This is a genomic window from Candidatus Spyradosoma sp. SGI.093, from assembly GCF_050314555.1.
GTDB lineage: Bacteria > Verrucomicrobiota > Verrucomicrobiia > Opitutales > UBA953 > Spyradosoma.
Genome location: NZ_JBNPNH010000006.1, coordinates 24,250 through 40,820, shown reverse-complemented (window position 1 = coordinate 40,820; position 16,571 = coordinate 24,250). Strand labels below are relative to the sequence as shown.

The window sequence follows — 16,571 nt, the reverse complement described above, 5'->3', positions numbered from 1 at the left end:
CCTTCGCCGCCGTTTCGGCAAAATTTTTCGGCGCCTTCTCCGGCGATTTTGATTTTTACTTTCCGCGGGGAAATTTTTAGCGTTCGCGGGCATGGATGAGCTCTTTCCCGCGAACGCGTTTTCGAAAGACGTTCCCGCGAAGGAAAAGCCCGCGGCGGACGCGCCGCGCTGCGTCCGCGTGATGCCTTTCGACGGCGGCGGGCGCGCCTACGCCTACGCCGTTCCCGCGGAGCTCGCGGGCAGGACGGCGCTCGGCTCGCTCGTGCGGATTCCGCTCGGTTCGCGCACGACGCTCGGGCTCGTCTGGGAGACCGACGTCGCGCCGGATCCGGCCTTCGCGAAGAAGATCCGCGCGATTTCGGAGCTGCTCTACGACATTCCCGTGCTCGCGCCCGACGCGATAAAGCTCTGCGAATGGATCGCCGGCTACTATGCGGCGCCGCTCAATTCCGTGCTGCTCACGATGCTCCCCGCGGCGGTGCGCCAGGGCGTGCGTCCGGTGCTCGAGCGCACAGTTTCGCTTGCGCGCGAGCTCGACGCGGACGCGCTCGCGGCGCTGAAGAGGCGAGCGAAAAAGCAGGCGGAGCTCTACGAATTTCTGCGGGAACGCGGCGCCGCGCCGCGCGGCACGCTCCCGTTTTCCGCCGCGGTCGTGAACGCGCTGCTGCTGTCCGGCGTCGCGCGGGAGAGCGCCGTTCCCGTGTCGCGGCTCGCCTACGCGGACATCGGCGCGGGCGTTCCCGCGCGGCGCGACGTCGTGCTCAACGCGGAACAGCAGGCGGCGCTCGATTCGATTTCCGCCAGCCTCGACGCGGGAAAATTCCGCGCGCACCTGCTGCACGGCGTGACGGGCTCGGGCAAGACGGAGGTTTACGTCGGCGCGATCCGCAAGACGCTCGCGTCCGGCGGGAGCGCGATCTTTCTCGTGCCCGAAGTCGCGCTGACGCCGCAGACGGTGGAGCGGCTGCGTTCCCGCCTCGCCGACTGCGGGACGCGGATCGTCGTCTGGCACAGCAATCTTTCCGCGGGCGAACGCTTCGACGCGTGGATGGACATGGCGCGCGGGAACGCCCGCGTGCTCGTCGGCGCGCGCTCGGCGATCTTCGCGCCGCTGCGCGATCTGCGGCTCATCGTCGTGGACGAGGAGCACGAGCCTTCGTTCAAGCAAGGCGAGACGCCGTTCTACCACGGGCGCGACGTCGCCGTCTATCGCGCGCACCTGCTCGGCGCCGTCTGCGTGCTCGGTTCGGCGACGCCTTCGCTGGAAAGCTTCTACAACGCGCGCGTCGGAAAATACGTGCTGAACCGCATTCTGAAGCGCGTGGACGACCGCCCGTTCCCGCCGATGCGCGTCATCGACATGCGCCGCGAAATCCTCCACATGCAGGGGCAGACGACGTTCTCGCGGCCGATGCTCGACGCGATCGCCGAGCGCCTCGCCGGGCACGAGCAGTGCATTCTCTTTCTCAACCGTCGCGGCTATTCCCGCGCGCTGATTTGCCCGGACTGCGGGAACGTCGTCGAGTGCCCGCACTGTTCGAGCGCGCTCACCTTTCACCGCGAGGACAACACGCTGCGCTGCCACCTCTGCGACCACACGGAATCCGCGCCGTCGCGCTGCCCCGCGTGCGGCTCCGAAAACGTGCGCAAGCGCGGCTTCGGCACGCAGCGCGCGGAGGAGATTCTCGCGCAGCGTTTCCCGGAAGCGCGCGTCGTCCGGCTCGACGCCGACACGATGGCGAAAAAGAACGAGTTCCGCTCGATTCTCGAACGCTTCCGCGCGGGCGAAATCGACGTGCTGCTCGGCACGCAGATGATCGCGAAGGGGCTGGATTTTCCGCGCGTCACGCTCGCGGGCATTCTCGACGCGGATCTCTCGCTGCACGTGCCCGACTTCCGCGCCGCGGAGCGCACGTTTCAGCTGCTCGTCCAGGTCGCCGGACGCGCCGGACGCGGGCAGCTCGACGGCGAGGTGCTCGTGCAGACCTTCACGCCGAGCGCGCCGCCGATTCAGTTCGCGAAGCGCGCCGAGTTCGACGAATTTCTCGAAGACGAGCTGGAGCGCCGCCGCGAATTCCACTACCCGCCGGAGCGCCACCTCATACGCCACGTCTTCCGCGGGACCGACCGCGACCGCGTCGAGGCGGCGGCGCTGGCGTGGACGGAGTTCTTCGAGAAAAACGCGCCGGGGCTCGTCGAAATCCGCGGTCCCGCGCCCTGCCCCACGGAAAAGATTCTGGACAACTTCCGCTTTCATCTGTGGTATTTCTGCGCGCGCGTTCCCGCGGTCGTCGGCGCGATTTCCCGTCTGCGCGCGGCGTTCCCGCGCGACGCCGACGTGATCGACCTCCTCGACGTCGATCCCGCCGACGTGAACTGAGCGACCGCGCGTTTCCGCCCCGCCCTGCCCCTTTTTCGCTTGCGGGAAAACGGGCTTTAACATTTCATTTCCGCATCATGAAAATCGTCAATTTCGCACTCATTCTCCTCGCCGCCCTCGCGGTCGGCTGCACGCCCAGCCGCGGCCCGACCGACGGCGCGAACGCCCGCAAAGCCCCGCTCGGCGGACAGAACGAAATTTCCGCCGTCGAATCCGACGACGTTTCCGGCGATCAGCTCACCGACGCGGACGCCCGTTCCGTCGATGAAAAGGCGGCCGAATGGTTCGCGACCAACTCCATTCCCGAAGAAGCGAAGCTGTGCACGATTTATTTCGGCTTCGACAAGTTCTCCGTGGACGCCGACGCGCGCGCGCAGCTCGACGCGATCGCGGACAAGACCCGCGGGAACGGCATCTACGTCGTCGGCTACTCCGACTACTTCGGCACCGCGGACTACAACCTGGCGCTCTCCGACAAGCGCGCCAACGCCGTCAAGGCCTACCTGAACAAGATCGGCGGCGCGCAGTCCGCGCAGATTCAGGCGATGGGCGAGCAGTTCGCGCGCCAGGCCGGCACGAAGGACGAAGTGCGCGAAGACCGCAAAGTCGTCGTCGTGGACGGCAACGCCGCGAACTGAACCGTTCCCGAAAAACGAACTCCGGCACGCTCGCGTTCCGGAGTTTTTTTGACACGAAAAATTTTCCTATGAAAAACGACACGCCTCAACTGACCTGGTGCGAAATCCGCTTCGGCGACGACATGAACTGGTGGGTGAAGGAGCTCAGCATTCCCGTGCAGTGGGACATCGACTCGCTCTCCATCATCGATCCGCGACAGATGAGCTACATCCTCGACCTGCTCGACGGGATGCGCGACTACGGGCTCTCGACCGACATCGTCGAAAACGCCTTCATTCCTTTCCAGCTTCAGAAAATCAATCCGGACAAGACCGCGCGCCTCGTCCGCGTCAACGAAACCTTCTTCGACACGGACGAAGAGCTCTTCGCGCTGCCCGACACGCTCGACGAAAACAGCTCCGTTTACGCAGACTTCCTCGCGCACATCACCAAGCTGCGCGTGAATTATCTGAACGACAAGATCGAGTTCGAGCAGAAATTCACCACGACCGAACTCGAAGAGCAGATCCGCGACGCGCAGACGCAGGCGTTCATGGAAGGCCGCGCCACGCACCTCTTCCGCGAAATCATCGACATTCTCGAGTTCGTTCCCGACGGATTCGAAATCAGCGGCACCGACGACAACGAAGAAAAGCTCAAGGCCAAGAGCGAAGAGGATTTCTCCGCCGTCAAGGACATCGCCGAAATCGACGACAAGGATCTCGAAGGCGGTGAAGGCGCGAACTGGGGCGACGACGACGACGCGGACGCCGACGACTTCGACGGCGAGGACGACGACGAAGAGGACATGCCGATCAAGCCCGAGAAGAAACGCCGCGGCCGCAAGCCCAAGAAACGCGACTGAGCGCGCCCGATTTTTTCAGACGCGGAAAACACGCAAGCCGGTCACGGAAATTTTTCTCCCGCGAAAACGCAAAGAAAAACCGCGAAGTCAAAGAAAAGTTTTTAGAGGGGAAGCGACATGGTTCCACGCTTCGCTTACCTGCCGCTTCCTCGAAATCCGCCCGCACAAACTTCCCCTTTAAGCTCTTTAACACAGAGGAACGAAGAAACAGGGGAACGGAGGGTACGCGTCCCGCTTGCCCTGCGAAAAACCGCGAACGGAAACTTCACCGCCCCGACGGGGCGAAACAAATGTAACCCCATGCGCGCGGCAACGCGCGCTTGGGGAAGAGAGTGCACATGCGCCGCGCCTGAAAGGCGCAACCGCCCGAAGCGTCCGACGTCTCGCGGCGCGCGTTCCCGCGGGAGTGAATCCAATCCCTTAAAATCCCCGAAATCCCTGTTCCTTTTCGCGCGCCGCCGCGACGGAGACGAGGACGTCTCCGCTCCCAAGGCGCACAAAAAAACGTCCCCGAGGATTTCTCCCCGGGGACGCACACACTAACTAACACACACTATGAAAAAAATGGATGAGAAAAAGTCGAGGAGTAGAGAAGATTTAAAAGGTTGAAAAGTAATTACCTTTTAAACTCCTAAACTCCTCCACTCCTAAACTTTTTAAGCTTTCTTCCGGCGTCGGCGTGTTCCCGCGAGCGCGAGCGCCCCGAGCCCCGCCAACAGCCCGAACGTGCTCGGCTCCGGAATCGTCATGGTCAACGAAAGCGTCGAGCCGTCGTAAGACCATTCGCGCAGATAACTCGACCAAGAACCGAGATTGGAATTCTCCAAGTCGAAGAACGTGTTCTCCATGAGATCCGAAGAAAATTCCTGCGAATTGAACGAAATCGCGCTCGAAGAAATAATCGTCAGCGCCGTTCCTTCCTCGACGTTCGAATACGCCGTCAGATCAATCGCGAGCAGCGCGCCTTGGTTGAGCGTCACCGTGCCCGCCGTCAGCCCGCCGTTAACGGCAATCTTCAGAACGCCGCCGGAATTGACCGTCGTCGTCGCCGTCGAAGCGCCGAGCGCGCTCGCGTGCGCCGCGACGAGCACGCCCCGCTCGATTGTCGTGCTGCCCGTGTAGATGTTCTCGCCCGCGAGCGTCACCGTTCCCGTGCCCGTCTTCTTGATTGCGCCCGCACCGGAAATCACGTTGGAAAACGTTCCCGTCGCGGCGGCGAGTTCGAGCGTTCCCACGTTCGCGATCGCGATTGCACCCGAGCCGAGCGCAGTCGCGCTCTGCGCGACCAAGGTGCCCTTTTGAATTGAAAAACCGCCGTTGCTGTAATTGGAATTATCCCCGCTCAGAATCATCTTCCCGTAGCCGGTTTTCACGATCTTTCGGGTATTATTATCCTTCTTCTTGTTGATGACGCCGGAAACCGTGAGCGTCGCTCCGTCATCGACATCGAAAGTCAAATCTCCGCTTCCGCCGTCGGAGCGCAAACGAATCGACGCTTCGATTGAAGAATCCGCCGTAACCTTGACAGTGTTTTCCTTATAAAAGTCCATCGCTCCATCGGCATCACCCGCACCTATGATTGTGCCGCCTTTAAGCGTGAACTTCACTCTGGAATTGAGCGACTGCCTTTTCTCTCCGAAATTGAGCGTCCCGCCTTCGTTCAAGACGATAAGCTGGTCTCTGGTATTGTTCCCCCAGTCGAACGTGTCATTTTGAGCGGAAACGTTCACCGTCGCATTGCCGATGGTAAGACTTCCAGAAAGCTTCTTCCCCCCGGAAATGGAAACGGTCGATTTGTTGTTCGCATCCGTTCCCGCAAGCGTCAGCGACGAACCCAAGCCCATGGACGTAATTGTTCCCGAAAGCGTTCCCGAAGAAACATTGACGGCTGCGCCCGCGCCGATTGCGCCGTTCAGCGTCACTGCGTTCGCGCCCGTGCCGCCGAGCACCAGTTGAGCATTCGAGCCGACGGAAGTAATCGTTCCCGAAAGCGTACCCGAAGAGACGTTGACGGCTGCGCCCGCGCCGATTGCGCCGTTCAGCGTCACTGCGTTCGCGCCCGTGCCGCCGAGCACCAGTTGAGCATTCGAGCCGACGGAAGTAATGGTCGTGTTCAACGCTCCGTCGCCGGAAACGGTGAGCTGAGCGTTCGCGCCGATCGTCGTCGTGCCGGAACCCGTATTGACGCTCGTACCATTGAGGGAAAGCGTCGTGCCATCGCTCAGCGCAAGTCCGGATTTCACCGCGACTGCGCCGCCGGAAAACGAAACCGTTCCCGAAGAAATCGCCAGCGTGTCCACCGCGACGCCTCCGGAATCAACCGCAACGGTCGCGGACGAATCGAAAATAACGTCATCAAACGATGTCGCCGCGACGTTGCCGATCGTTTCCGAGCTGGTCGCGTTCCACGTCGTGGAAGTCGAGCTCCACGTGGCGTCGCCTCCGCGCCAATAAAGCGTCGCGTAATTGGTGGACACCGCATAGGAGGACGTCAGATTGGTGATGGTGTTGGACGAGCCGCCGGAGTTGTCGTTCCAGACGACGAAGAGCTTGTCTGAGCTCGACAGCACCACGTTTTTGGAAAAATCAATCGTCTGCGCAGTCGCGGGAAATCCGATGGTTTTGTAGATTTCCGTCGCGCCGCCCGCCGAATTCCAGCTCCAAACCGAGAAGCTCGCGGAGCTTTGCCCGGCGGCGTCAAACGAGATGTTCAACTCGACCTTCCCGCTGTCGACGCCCTCGCCGAGCAGAGAGGACACGTCAATCGTCGCGGAGACGAATTCTCCTTGGAAAGCCTTGCGCCCCGTGAAAGTAAATCCGCCGTTTCCAGTGTTGACCGAAACGTCGTTAGAAATACCATAATCCGTTGAAGCTGAAAGTCCTCCAAGTCCCCAATGCCACCCAGAGTTCTGAAGATCGGTCAATGCAGTCAAATCAGAATTGACCACCGTAGCTGAAATGGAGCTGCTCCCGATGTCGGCGTTCCAGCCGGTCGGTTTGGAAGATGAGCTTACTCGGGAAATCGAAGTAAGCTCCGGCAGAAGCGGCGTCGAGTCCGCGAACGCGTCAGCCCCCATCGCGGCGGCGGCGAGGAGCGAAGTGATAAGCAATTTTGATGTTTTCATTGTGTGAATATGTTTTTGGTTTTCGTTGAATTTTTCCGCAATCCTACCCCGGTTGCGAATACCGAGGGGGAACGCCTTCCAGCCCTTTATTCATCACGTTTTGTCAAACAATCAAATATAAGTTTAATCTTCAACGCAAAGAACGCGAAGACTTTGGCCGCAAAGTCAAAGGAAGTTAAAGAAAGTTTTTTGACCACGAATTGACACGAATTTTCACGAATCTCGGGTAAACGACATCACGCGGGGCGCGTAGCGGCTCGCTTTCCTGAAAACTCTGTGCTGCTTTGCGTTCTTTGCGTTAAACCTTTGTTGAAATTCAGTGCTTTTCCGTGGTCAAAAATTGTGCTTGCACCGGTATTCGCAACCGGGGAAGCCGGTTTCCTTTAAAAAAATCCGCGCGGGAAGTATTCCGAGGACGCGCCGTCCCCTGCTCTCCCGCGGGATCAGAAGCGGGAGCTCCAGGCGACGGGAACGCCCGCGGCGAGCGAGGCGGGAACGTCGATCAGGCGCTGATTCGACGAGCCGCGGAAACGGAAGTTCGTCACGTCGCGCCGGGCAAGCACGAACGGCCCGTCCACGAGCACGTCGATTTTTTCGAGCAGCGCGCGCAGGCGGGCGTCGGCGAGAATTTCCTCGAACGTGAATCCCGTGTAGCACCAGATCGTCTTTTTCGGATCGTACGCCTTGGCAAGTTCCGCGAGTTCGGCGAAGGCTTCCGCCTGGTAGAACGGGTCGCCGCCCGTGAAGGTGAGGTTCGAGTCCGGAGACTCGGCGAGCACGGCGTCGAGAATCTCCCGCGGCGTCATCGGCGTTCCCGCGGAAAAGTCCCAGCTCTGCGGATTGTGGCAGCCTTCGCAATGGTGCGCGCAGCCCGCGCAGTAGATGCTCGTGCGGAAGCCGGGACCGTCGACGACGGTGTCGGGCACGATGCGCAGAACTCGAATCACGTGCGGCATGAGGAAAACGAAACGCGGAAAATGAAAAGCGGAAAATGAAAAGCGGAAAACGGAAAATCGTCTGCCGGCGGCGGAGATTTTCCGTTTTCCGCTTTCCGTGCTTATTCATGGACGACGCGGTCGCGGAGCTCGGCGAGCTTGCCCGAATTCCAGCGCGACGTCGTGCCGACGAGGTAGCCGGTGATGCGCTGAATCTGGTCGATGTGCGTGCTCCCGCAGACGCGGCACTTGTGGTAGTCCTTTTCCGCGTTCTCGTCGCCGCAGTCCATGCAGCGGTTGCGGGAATGGTTCACGGACGCGTAGCCGATGTCGTATTTGTCCATCAGATCGACGACGGCGGCGACCGCCTCGGGATTGTGCGTCGCGTCCCCGTCGATCTCGACGTAGAAGATGTGGCCGCCGCGCGTGAGGTCGTGATACGGCGCCTCGATCTTCGCCTTGTGCGTCGCGGAGCACTTGTAGTACACGGGAACGTGGTTGGAGTTCGTGTAGTAGTCGCGGTCGGTGACGCCGGGAATGGAGCCGAAGGCCTTGCGGTCCCCGCGCGTGAATTTTCCGGCGAGCCCTTCCGCGGGCGTCGCGAGCACGGAATAATTGTGCTTGTAGAAATCCGCGTAGCCGTTCGCCTTGTCGCGCATCCACGTGACGATGCGCAGCCCGAGTTCCTGCGACGCGGGATCTTCGCCGTGATGCTTGCCCGTGAGCGCGACGAGGCATTCCGCGAGCCCGATGAAGCCGATGCCCAGCGTGCCCTGGTTGATGACGGGCTCGATCGTGTCGTCGGGCTTCAGCGCGTTGCAGCCGACCCAAAGCGACGACATCAGCAGCGGGAACTGCTTCGCGAGCGCGGTCTTCTGGAACTCGAAGCGCTCGTGCAGCTGCTTCGCGGCGACGTCCAGCGTGCTCGAAAGCTTTTCGAAAAACCGCGTGATGCGCTCGTCCTTGTTCGCGATCTCGCGGCATTCGAGCGCGAGGCGCACGAGGTTGACCGTCGTGAACGAAAGGTTCCCGCGGCCGACGGACGTCTTTTCGCCGAAGCGGTTTTCGAAGACGCGCGTGCGGCAGCCCATCGTCGCCGTCTCGTAAACGTAGCGCTGAGGATCGTCGGCGCGCCACTTTTCGTGCTGATTGAACGGCGCGTCGAGGTTGAGGAAGTTCGGGAAGAAGCGGTGAGAGGAGACCTTGCACGCGAGCGTGTACAGGTCGTAGTTGCGGTCGGTCGGCAGATAGCTCACGCCGCGCTTCTTCTTCCAGATCTGAATCGGGAAGATTGCGGTCGCGCCGTTGCCGACGCCGCGGTCCGTCGTCAGCAGCAGCTCGCGGATGATGCAGCGGCCTTCCGCCGACGTGTCCGTGCCGTAGTTGATTGAGCTGAAGACGACCTGATTGCCGCCGCGGGAGTGAATCGTGTTCATGTTGTGCACGAACGCCTCCATCGCCTGGTGCACGCGCTCGACCGTGCGGTTGACCGCCTGCTGGACGATGCGCGCCTCGCCCTCGAACGCGTTGAGCGGCTTCGTCAGATAATCCTGAATCTCGACGTCGTAGAGGCGCGAGAAGTCCTTACCCTCATAGGCCTCGAGCACCTTGATTTCCTCGATGAAGCTGCGGCGGACGAACGGCGCGAGATAGAAGTCGAACGCCGGGATCGCCTGCCCGCCGTGCATTTCGTTCTGCGCGGTCTCCATGGAGATGCAGGCGAGAATGCTCGCCGTCTCGATGCGCTTGGCGGGGCGGGACTCGCCGTGGCCGGCGAAGAAGCCGCCGTTCAGAATCTTGTCGAGCGGGTGCTGCACGCACGTGAGCGACTTCGTCGGGTAGTAGTCCTTGTCGTGAATGTGGATGTAGCCTTTGCGGACGGCTTCCTTGACCTCGGGCGAGAGCAGATAGTCGTCCACGAAGGGCTTGGTCGTCTCGCTCGCGAACTTCATCATCATGCCCGCGGGCGTGTCGGCGTTCATGTTCGCGTTCTCGCGCGTGACGTCGTTCGCCTTCGCCTCGATGATCTCGAGGAAGATGTCGCGCGTCTTCGCCTTGCGGGCGACGTTGCGCATGTCGCGGTAGGCGATGTATTTGCGGGCGACGTCCTTGCGCTCCGACTTCATCAGCTCGTTTTCCACGAGATCCTGAATCGCCTCGACGGACATCGCCTCGTCGCCCTGATAGGCGATGCGCTGCGCGATCTGCTGCGCCAGCGAAATGTCTTCGCCGAGATCGGTCGCGAGCATCGCCTTCTGAATGGCGGCGATGATCTTGTCCGTGTGAAAGCCGACCTTGCGGCCGTCGCGTTTGATGACTGTGAGGATCATGGAATGAGGATGATGGCTGTGTTTTGAAGGTAAGGGGAAAATCCCGCGAAAATTTCGTGAAGTAAGTCGAAATCCTGCCCCGAAAACGCGCTCCCGCAAGCACGATTTTCCCGAAAAATTTTCTTCCCGATGAAATGCGGCCTCGGCGGCGAAAAAAAAATTTTCGCTTGACGGATTTTCGCCCGAAAAATACCTGTTTCAAATAAATTTAAATATCTCAATAATTCATAAACGGAATCATGATTTCGAAAAATGAACTGCGCTACGGCGACCTCGCCGAGGAAATGGCGGAAGATCTTCGCGCCCTCGGGCACCCGCAGAGGATCCGCATCATCGACGAGCTCAGGCTGCAGGGCGAGCTGACGGTTTCCGAGCTCGTACGCCGCACCAGGCTCCCGCAGCCGGTCGTGTCGCTCCACCTTTCCAAGATGAAGGCGACGCATCTCGTTCTTTCCCGCCGCGAAGCCCGCCAAGTCGTCTATTGGCTTTCGACCGAGATCGCCTTCGTCGTCGCCGAATGCTTCCGCCGCAAATACGAGGCGGCCGCGGCGACCCGCTGAATCGGCGCCTCGAACGCGCGCCCCGTTTTTTTGCGCTCGTGAAAAGTGCGGAAGCGCGTAAAAATTCCGCTCATGAATTCACTCCTCGAGCTGCTGAAGAAAAGCACGGACTTCCTCGCGAAAAAAGGCGTCGGGAACGCGCGCCTGCAGAGCGAGCTCATCTTCGCGGGAACGCTCGGCTGCCGCCGCCTCGATCTCTACCTGCAGTTCGAACGCCCGCTCACGCGGGAGCAAACCGACCTGCTGCGGGAACGCGTCGTGCGCCGCTCCCGCCGCGAGCCCGTGCAGTACGTCGTCGGCGAAACGGATTTCCGCACGCTCACGCTGAAGTGCGATCCGCGCGCGCTCATTCCGCGCCCGGAGACGGAGGAGCTCGTCGGCTTCGTGCTCGAAAAGCTCGCCGCCGCGCGCCCCGCGGGAACACCCGCCGCGCGCGTGCTCGACCTCGGCACGGGAACGGGCGCGATCGCCCTCGCGATCGCCGCCGAACGCCCGGGAACGCGCCTCGTCGCCGCGGACGTCTCCGCCGACGCGCTCGCCCTCGCCCGCGAAAATTTCGCGCTCAATTTCGAGAAGAAAGGCGTTCCCGCCGACGTCGAATTTCTGCGGAGCGACTGGTTCGAAAACGTCGCGGGAACGTTCGACGCGATCGTCTCCAACCCGCCCTACCTCACGCGCGCGGAATGGGAGTGCGCCGAGCCGGAAGTGCGCGAACGCGAGCCGCTTTCCGCGCTCGTCGCCGAGAACGACGGGCTCGCCGACCTCGAAAAAATCCTGCGCGGCGCGAGGGAACGCCTCGCTCCCGGCGGATTCGTCGCGCTCGAAACGGGCGTCGCGCACCACGCGCGCCTCGCGGAAATCGCCCGCGAATGCGGCTTTTCCGAAACGGAATCCCGCACCGACCTCTCCGACCGCCCGCGCTTCTTCTTCGCGCGGTGAAAAAAACGTTCCCGCCGGAATCCCGACGGGAACGTTTTTTCAGTTTAAGAGTCTAAGAGTTGAGGAATAACCGCCTTTTCAGCGCCTCGACTTTTCGACTCCTCGTCTTTCTTACCAGAACAGCGTGTAGAGCGCGAGGGTCGCGACGATCACGAACACGCCGAACGCCTTCGCCTTGCCCGAGCCTTCGAGCGGCACTTCGTTCTTCGCGGGAACGATGACCGCCTGGCCGCCCTTCGCCGCGTTCCACGCCGTGAGCAGCGCGCCGATGACGATGCAGACGATGAGGCAGATCGACATGCGGTTCAGGAACGCCATGTCCGGCACCGAGAGCTTCAGCGCGCCGTAGAGCACCGCGTTCACGAGAATGCCGAGCCAGCCGAACACGCGCGGGCACTTCGGCACGAAGAAGCCGAAGAGGAACACGCACAGAACGCCCGGGGAAATGAAGCCCTGGAATTCCTGAATGAAGTTGAAGATGCCGCCGAAGATCGGGCTGTTCAGGAACGGCGCGAGACCGAGCGCGATCAGCACGCAGACGACGACGCCGATCTTGCCGACCTTCACGAGCGATTCCGGCGAAGACGAGGGAACCAGCTTGTGGTAGATGTCCATCGTGAAGATGGTCGAGGCGGAATTGAGCATCGACGCGAGCGAGGAGACGACCGCGCCGAAGAGCGCCGCGAGCACGAACCACGTGATGCCCGGCTTCATCAGCTTCTTCATCAGCGTCGGGAACGCCGCGTCGTAGTCGAAGCCGACGAGCTTCTGCGAAACCTTCAGCCCCTTCGCGGGAGCGGTCGCGACGAAGGTCTCCGCGTTCCAGTCCGCCACCTTCTGCGCGAGCGGGATGCGGTCCGCGAGCGTCGTTTCCGGGTTCTTGATGTCCGCGAGCAGCGCGTTCACGTGGGGAACGATCGTGGCGTCGAGGACTTCCTGCGTGAGCGGCGCTTCCGGATTCGCCTTGTTGTAGGCGACGATGTTCTTTTCAAGGAGCGCGATGCCCTTGTCGCTGTTCTGGAGCAGGTATTCGCCGGTCACGAAATAAACCGTCTTGTCCGCGTCGGCGGAATTTTCCACGACCTGGATCGCCGCGGCGTTCTTTTCGTCCGCGGAGGACTTGAGGTCGTCGCGGTAAAGGTTGTAGGCGAGAATGCCGGGAATGACGACGACGAACGGGATCAGCAGCTTCAGGAACGCCGCGAACACGATGCCCATCTGCCCTTCGGCGACGGACTTCGACGCGAGCGTGCGCTGCATGATGTACTGGTTCAGCCCCCAGTAGAAGAAATTCGGAATCCACAGACCGAGCAGCAGCGCCGTCCACGGGATCGACGGGTCGTCCGCCGGACGGATCATGTGCAGCTTGCCGCCGATGGAGTTCATGCCGGAAGCGGCTTCGCCCGCGTTGAGCTGCAGGAAGCGTTCAATCCCGCCCGCGTTCTGCAGGCCTTCGACCGTCGCGCCGGAATTCGCCGCCGCGGACTGGATCAGGTGATTCGGATCCGCGTTCCCGAGCGCCGTGATCGCCAAATACGCGATGACGCCGCCGCCGAGAATCAGCGCCGAGCCCCAAATGAGGTCCGTCCACGCGCAGGCCTTCAGCCCGCCCACGAAGACGTAAACCGCCGCGCAGAACGCGATGATGACGCAGCCGACGAGAATGTTCCCGTCCACGAGGCTGCCGAGCGTGAGCGCGCCGTCCGCGACCGTGTTGAAGTCGACGCCCGTGACGCCCGTCGCGCCGAAGAAGAACACCGCGATGCACTTCGCGCCCGCGAAGATGACGCCCGCCGTCGGCACGCCGACGAGAATCAGCAGCGTCGAAATCGCCATGATCGTGCGCGAGCCGAGATTGTAGCGCGTTTCCAGAAATTCCGGAATCGTGTACACGCCGCAGCGCAGCAGTTTCGGCAGGAAGAAGAACGCGACGATGACCAACACGATCGCCGCGAGCCATTCATAGCCCGCGATCGCGAGCCCCAGCCAGTCCGCCGCCTGCCCGGACATGCCGACGAACTGCTCCGTCGAAATGTTCGCCGCGATCAGCGAGAAGCCGACCAGCCACCAGGACAGACCGCGCCCGGCGAGAAAGTAATCCGCCGCGCTGGTGTCCTTCTTCGCTTCGCCCTCGACTTTCTTCGGGCGGGCCTTGTAGATGCCAAGGCCGATGACGCCGACGACCGCCAGACAGAAAAGGACGGCGTCGAGCATGCTCATTGGATTTTCTGAAGCGGCAGCTGCCGCCTGCGCCAATAATGACATGGTATACATAAGGAATTTGGGTAACGATTTCCGAGTGATTTAAAGGTGGGAAAGTGTAAGCCGTTCCCGCCCCGGAGCAAGCACGAATTCAGATTTTTACCGGAAGCTCAGAAGTCGATGGAAGTTTCTTTCGAGGAAAGCGATTCTTCCCGCCGCGTCCTCGGAAACCGCCCGCACAAACGCCCCTTTAAGCTTTAAGCTTTTTTAGAAACAGGGGAACGGAACGCCGCGAGCGCAACCTTACGAAACCTGAATCAAATCCCTTGAAATCCCCGAAATCCCTGTTCGTTTTCACGTTCCCGCGGAGGGCTGGCGCGAAGCTTCCCCGAAACAAAACTTCCGTTACCTTTGCGGTTTCCTCCGCGCAAAAAAAGCGTTCCCGCGAACGGATCGCGGGAACGCTCTTCTTTCAGGCGTTGAGGCTCGGGGCTTCAGGCCTTCGGGTTCCAGACGGAGAACAGCGCTTCGGCGAGGTGCGAAGGCGTCTTCGCGACCGCGATGCCCGCGGCTTCGAGCGCGCGCACCTTGTCTTCCGCCGAGGTGCCCTTGCCGCCGACGACCGCGCCGGCGTGGCCCATGCGGCGGCCGGGAGGCGCCGTGCGGCCCGCGATGAACGCCGCGACCGGCTTCTTCACGTTCGCCTTGATGTATTCGGCGGCTTCGATTTCGGCGGTGCCGCCGATTTCGCCGATCATCAGAATCGCGTCCGTGTCCGGGTCTTCATTGAAGAGCTTCACCACGTCGAGGTGCGTGAGGCCCTGAATCGGGTCGCCGCCGATGCCGACGCAGGTGGACTGACCGTAGCCCGCCTGGGTGATCTGGTACATGCCTTCGTAGGTCAGCGTTCCCGAGCGGGAAAGGATGCCGACGCGGCCCGGGCGCGCGATGTAGCCCGGCATGATGCCGATGTTGCACTCGCCCGGCGTCATGATGCCCGGGCAGTTCGGCCCGATGAGGCGGACGTCCGGAGCCTGGCGCAGCTTTTCCTTCACGAGCGCCATGTCGCGCACCGGAATGCCTTCCGTGATGCAGACGATGGTCTTGATGCCCGCGTCGATCGCTTCCATGATGCCTTCCGCGGCGAAGGGCGGCGGAACGAAAATGACGGACGTGTTCGCGCCTTCCTTTTCGACGGCCTCGCGCACCGTGTTGAGCACGGGAATCGTTTTGCCGTCGGCGTCAAACTTCTGTCCGCCCTTGCCCGGCGTGACCGCGGCGACGTAGTTCGTGCCGTAGCGGATGTTGTTGAGCGCGTGCTTGGAGCCCGCCTTGCCGGTGATGCCCTGCCCGACGACGCGCGTGTCTTTGTTGACGAGAATACTCATGGTCTGAAACTTTCTCTTTTGAAATTATTTGTTCGCCGCGACGTACGCGTTGACTTCCGCGACGGCCTTCTGCGCGCCGTCGAAAAGGCTGTCCGCCGGCGTGATCTTCAGGCCGCTTTCGGCGAGAACCTTCTTGCCTTCCTCGACCTGGTTGCCTTCGAGGCGCACGATCAGCGGCACCTTGATGCCGACCGCCTTCGTCGCTTCGACGACGCCTTCCGCGATCGTGAGGCAGCTCATGATCCCGCCGAAGATGTTGACGAGAATGCCCTTCACGTTCGGGTCCTGCGAAATGATGCGGAACGCCGCCGTGACCTGCTCGACCGTGGCGGAGCCGCCGACGTCGAGGAAGTTCGCGGGAGAGCCGCCGCAGTGCTTGATGATGTCCATCGTGGACATGGCGAGACCGGCGCCGTTGACGAGGCACGCGATCGAGCCGTCGAGCGCGATGTAGTTCAGGTCGTACTTGCGGGCTTCGACTTCCTTCGGGTCCTCCTCCGTGATGTCGCGCAGCGCTTCGACTTCCGGGTGGCGGAACAGCGCGTTGTCGTCGAACGAAACCTTCGCGTCGAGCGCGATGACCTTGCCGTCGTTCGTGGAGACCATCGGGTTGATTTCGACGAGCGAGCAGTCCTTCGCCGCGTAGAGCTTGTAGAGGTTCATCACGAGCTTCTTGAACTGCTTCGCCTCTTCGCCCTCGAAACCGAGCGCGAACGCGAGCTCGCCCGCCTGATAGGCGCGCATGCCGATCGCGGGATCGATCCAGACCTTGGCGATCTTTTCCGGCGTCTTTTCGGCGACTTCCTCGATGTTCATGCCGCCTTCCGTGGAGGCGATCACGACCGGCTTCGAGCACGTGCGGTCGAGCAGAATCGCGAGATAGTATTCGTGCTTGATCGAGGAGGCCTCATTGAAATAAATCGTGCGCACGACGCGGCCCGCGGGACCGGTCTGCTTCGTGACGAGCGTGTTGCCCAGCATCGCCTTCGCGGCGGCGAGCGCTTCTTCCTTGCTCTTCGTCACCTTGACGCCGCCCTGGTAGCCGTCCTTGAACGTGCCTTTGCCGCGCCCGCCCGCATGAATCTGCGACTTGACGACGTACACGCCGCCCGGAATCTGATCGATCGCGGCGGCGAATTCTTCTTCTTTCTGACAAGCAACGCCGGCGGGAACGGGAATTCCGAATTCCGCAAAGAGCTGCTTCGCTTGGTATTCGTGGATGTTCATGA

Annotated in this window: 11 protein-coding genes; 5 read left to right on the top strand and 6 right to left on the bottom strand. The window is 61.6% G+C overall.

Annotation, left to right across the window (positions count from 1 at the left end; genetic code table 11):
- Positions 1–91 precede the first annotated feature (91 nt).
- The 3 genes from priA (at position 92) to ACQREB_RS06720 (ending at position 3,863) form a co-directional block, all read left to right on the top strand.
- On the top strand, positions 92–2,380 hold the full coding sequence (gene priA / locus ACQREB_RS06730) for a replication restart helicase PriA (RefSeq protein WP_427766854.1): 2,289 nt from the start codon (positions 92–94) through the stop codon (positions 2,378–2,380).
- 77 nt (positions 2,381–2,457) lie between these two features.
- The gene (locus ACQREB_RS06725; protein WP_427766851.1) at positions 2,458–3,018 is read left to right on the top strand and encodes an OmpA family protein; all 561 of its coding nucleotides are present in this window, start codon (positions 2,458–2,460) and stop codon (positions 3,016–3,018) included.
- Positions 3,019–3,086: 68 nt separating this feature from the next.
- Positions 3,087–3,863, top strand: coding sequence for a hypothetical protein (locus ACQREB_RS06720; RefSeq protein ID WP_427766849.1), 777 nt, complete (start codon positions 3,087–3,089; stop codon positions 3,861–3,863).
- Positions 3,864–4,519: 656 nt separating this feature from the next.
- Here ACQREB_RS06720 and ACQREB_RS06715 read toward each other — a convergent pair.
- The 3 genes from ACQREB_RS06715 to ACQREB_RS06705 form a co-directional block, all read right to left on the bottom strand.
- Positions 4,520–6,988 carry an autotransporter-associated beta strand repeat-containing protein gene (locus ACQREB_RS06715; protein ID WP_427766846.1) on the bottom strand — a complete coding sequence of 823 codons (2,469 nt, stop codon included), beginning with the start codon at positions 6,986–6,988 and terminating at the stop codon, positions 4,520–4,522.
- A 443-nt stretch (positions 6,989–7,431) separates the two neighbouring features.
- Positions 7,432–7,935: an anaerobic ribonucleoside-triphosphate reductase activating protein gene (gene nrdG / locus ACQREB_RS06710; protein WP_427767018.1), complete on the bottom strand. Its 504-nt coding sequence runs from the start codon at positions 7,933–7,935 to the stop codon at positions 7,432–7,434.
- A gap of 110 nt (positions 7,936–8,045) precedes the next feature.
- Positions 8,046–10,253: an anaerobic ribonucleoside triphosphate reductase gene (locus ACQREB_RS06705; protein WP_427766844.1), complete on the bottom strand. Its 2,208-nt coding sequence runs from the start codon at positions 10,251–10,253 to the stop codon at positions 8,046–8,048.
- Between the two features lie 239 nt (positions 10,254–10,492).
- Here ACQREB_RS06705 and ACQREB_RS06700 point away from each other — a divergent pair, with 239 nt between their 5' ends.
- Positions 10,493–10,813 (top strand): ArsR/SmtB family transcription factor, encoded by a 321-nt coding sequence (locus ACQREB_RS06700; RefSeq protein ID WP_427766841.1) that lies wholly within the window; start codon positions 10,493–10,495, stop codon positions 10,811–10,813.
- Between the two features lie 72 nt (positions 10,814–10,885).
- Positions 10,886–11,752, top strand: coding sequence for a peptide chain release factor N(5)-glutamine methyltransferase (prmC, locus tag ACQREB_RS06695; RefSeq protein WP_427766839.1), 867 nt, complete (start codon positions 10,886–10,888; stop codon positions 11,750–11,752).
- A gap of 111 nt (positions 11,753–11,863) precedes the next feature.
- Here prmC and ACQREB_RS06690 read toward each other — a convergent pair whose 3' ends face one another.
- From ACQREB_RS06690 to sucC, 3 genes are all read right to left on the bottom strand, one after another.
- A complete protein-coding gene (locus ACQREB_RS06690) occupies positions 11,864–13,972 on the bottom strand; it encodes a sodium:solute symporter family transporter (RefSeq protein WP_427766836.1) in 2,109 nt (702 codons plus the stop codon).
- 476 nt (positions 13,973–14,448) lie between these two features.
- Complete coding sequence (gene sucD / locus ACQREB_RS06685) at positions 14,449–15,342, bottom strand: succinate--CoA ligase subunit alpha (protein WP_427766834.1); 894 nt, start codon at positions 15,340–15,342, stop codon at positions 14,449–14,451.
- Positions 15,343–15,366: 24 nt separating this feature from the next.
- The gene (sucC, locus tag ACQREB_RS06680; protein ID WP_427766832.1) at positions 15,367–16,569 is read right to left on the bottom strand and encodes an ADP-forming succinate--CoA ligase subunit beta; all 1,203 of its coding nucleotides are present in this window, start codon (positions 16,567–16,569) and stop codon (positions 15,367–15,369) included.
- Between the last annotated feature and the right edge of the window lie 2 nt (positions 16,570–16,571).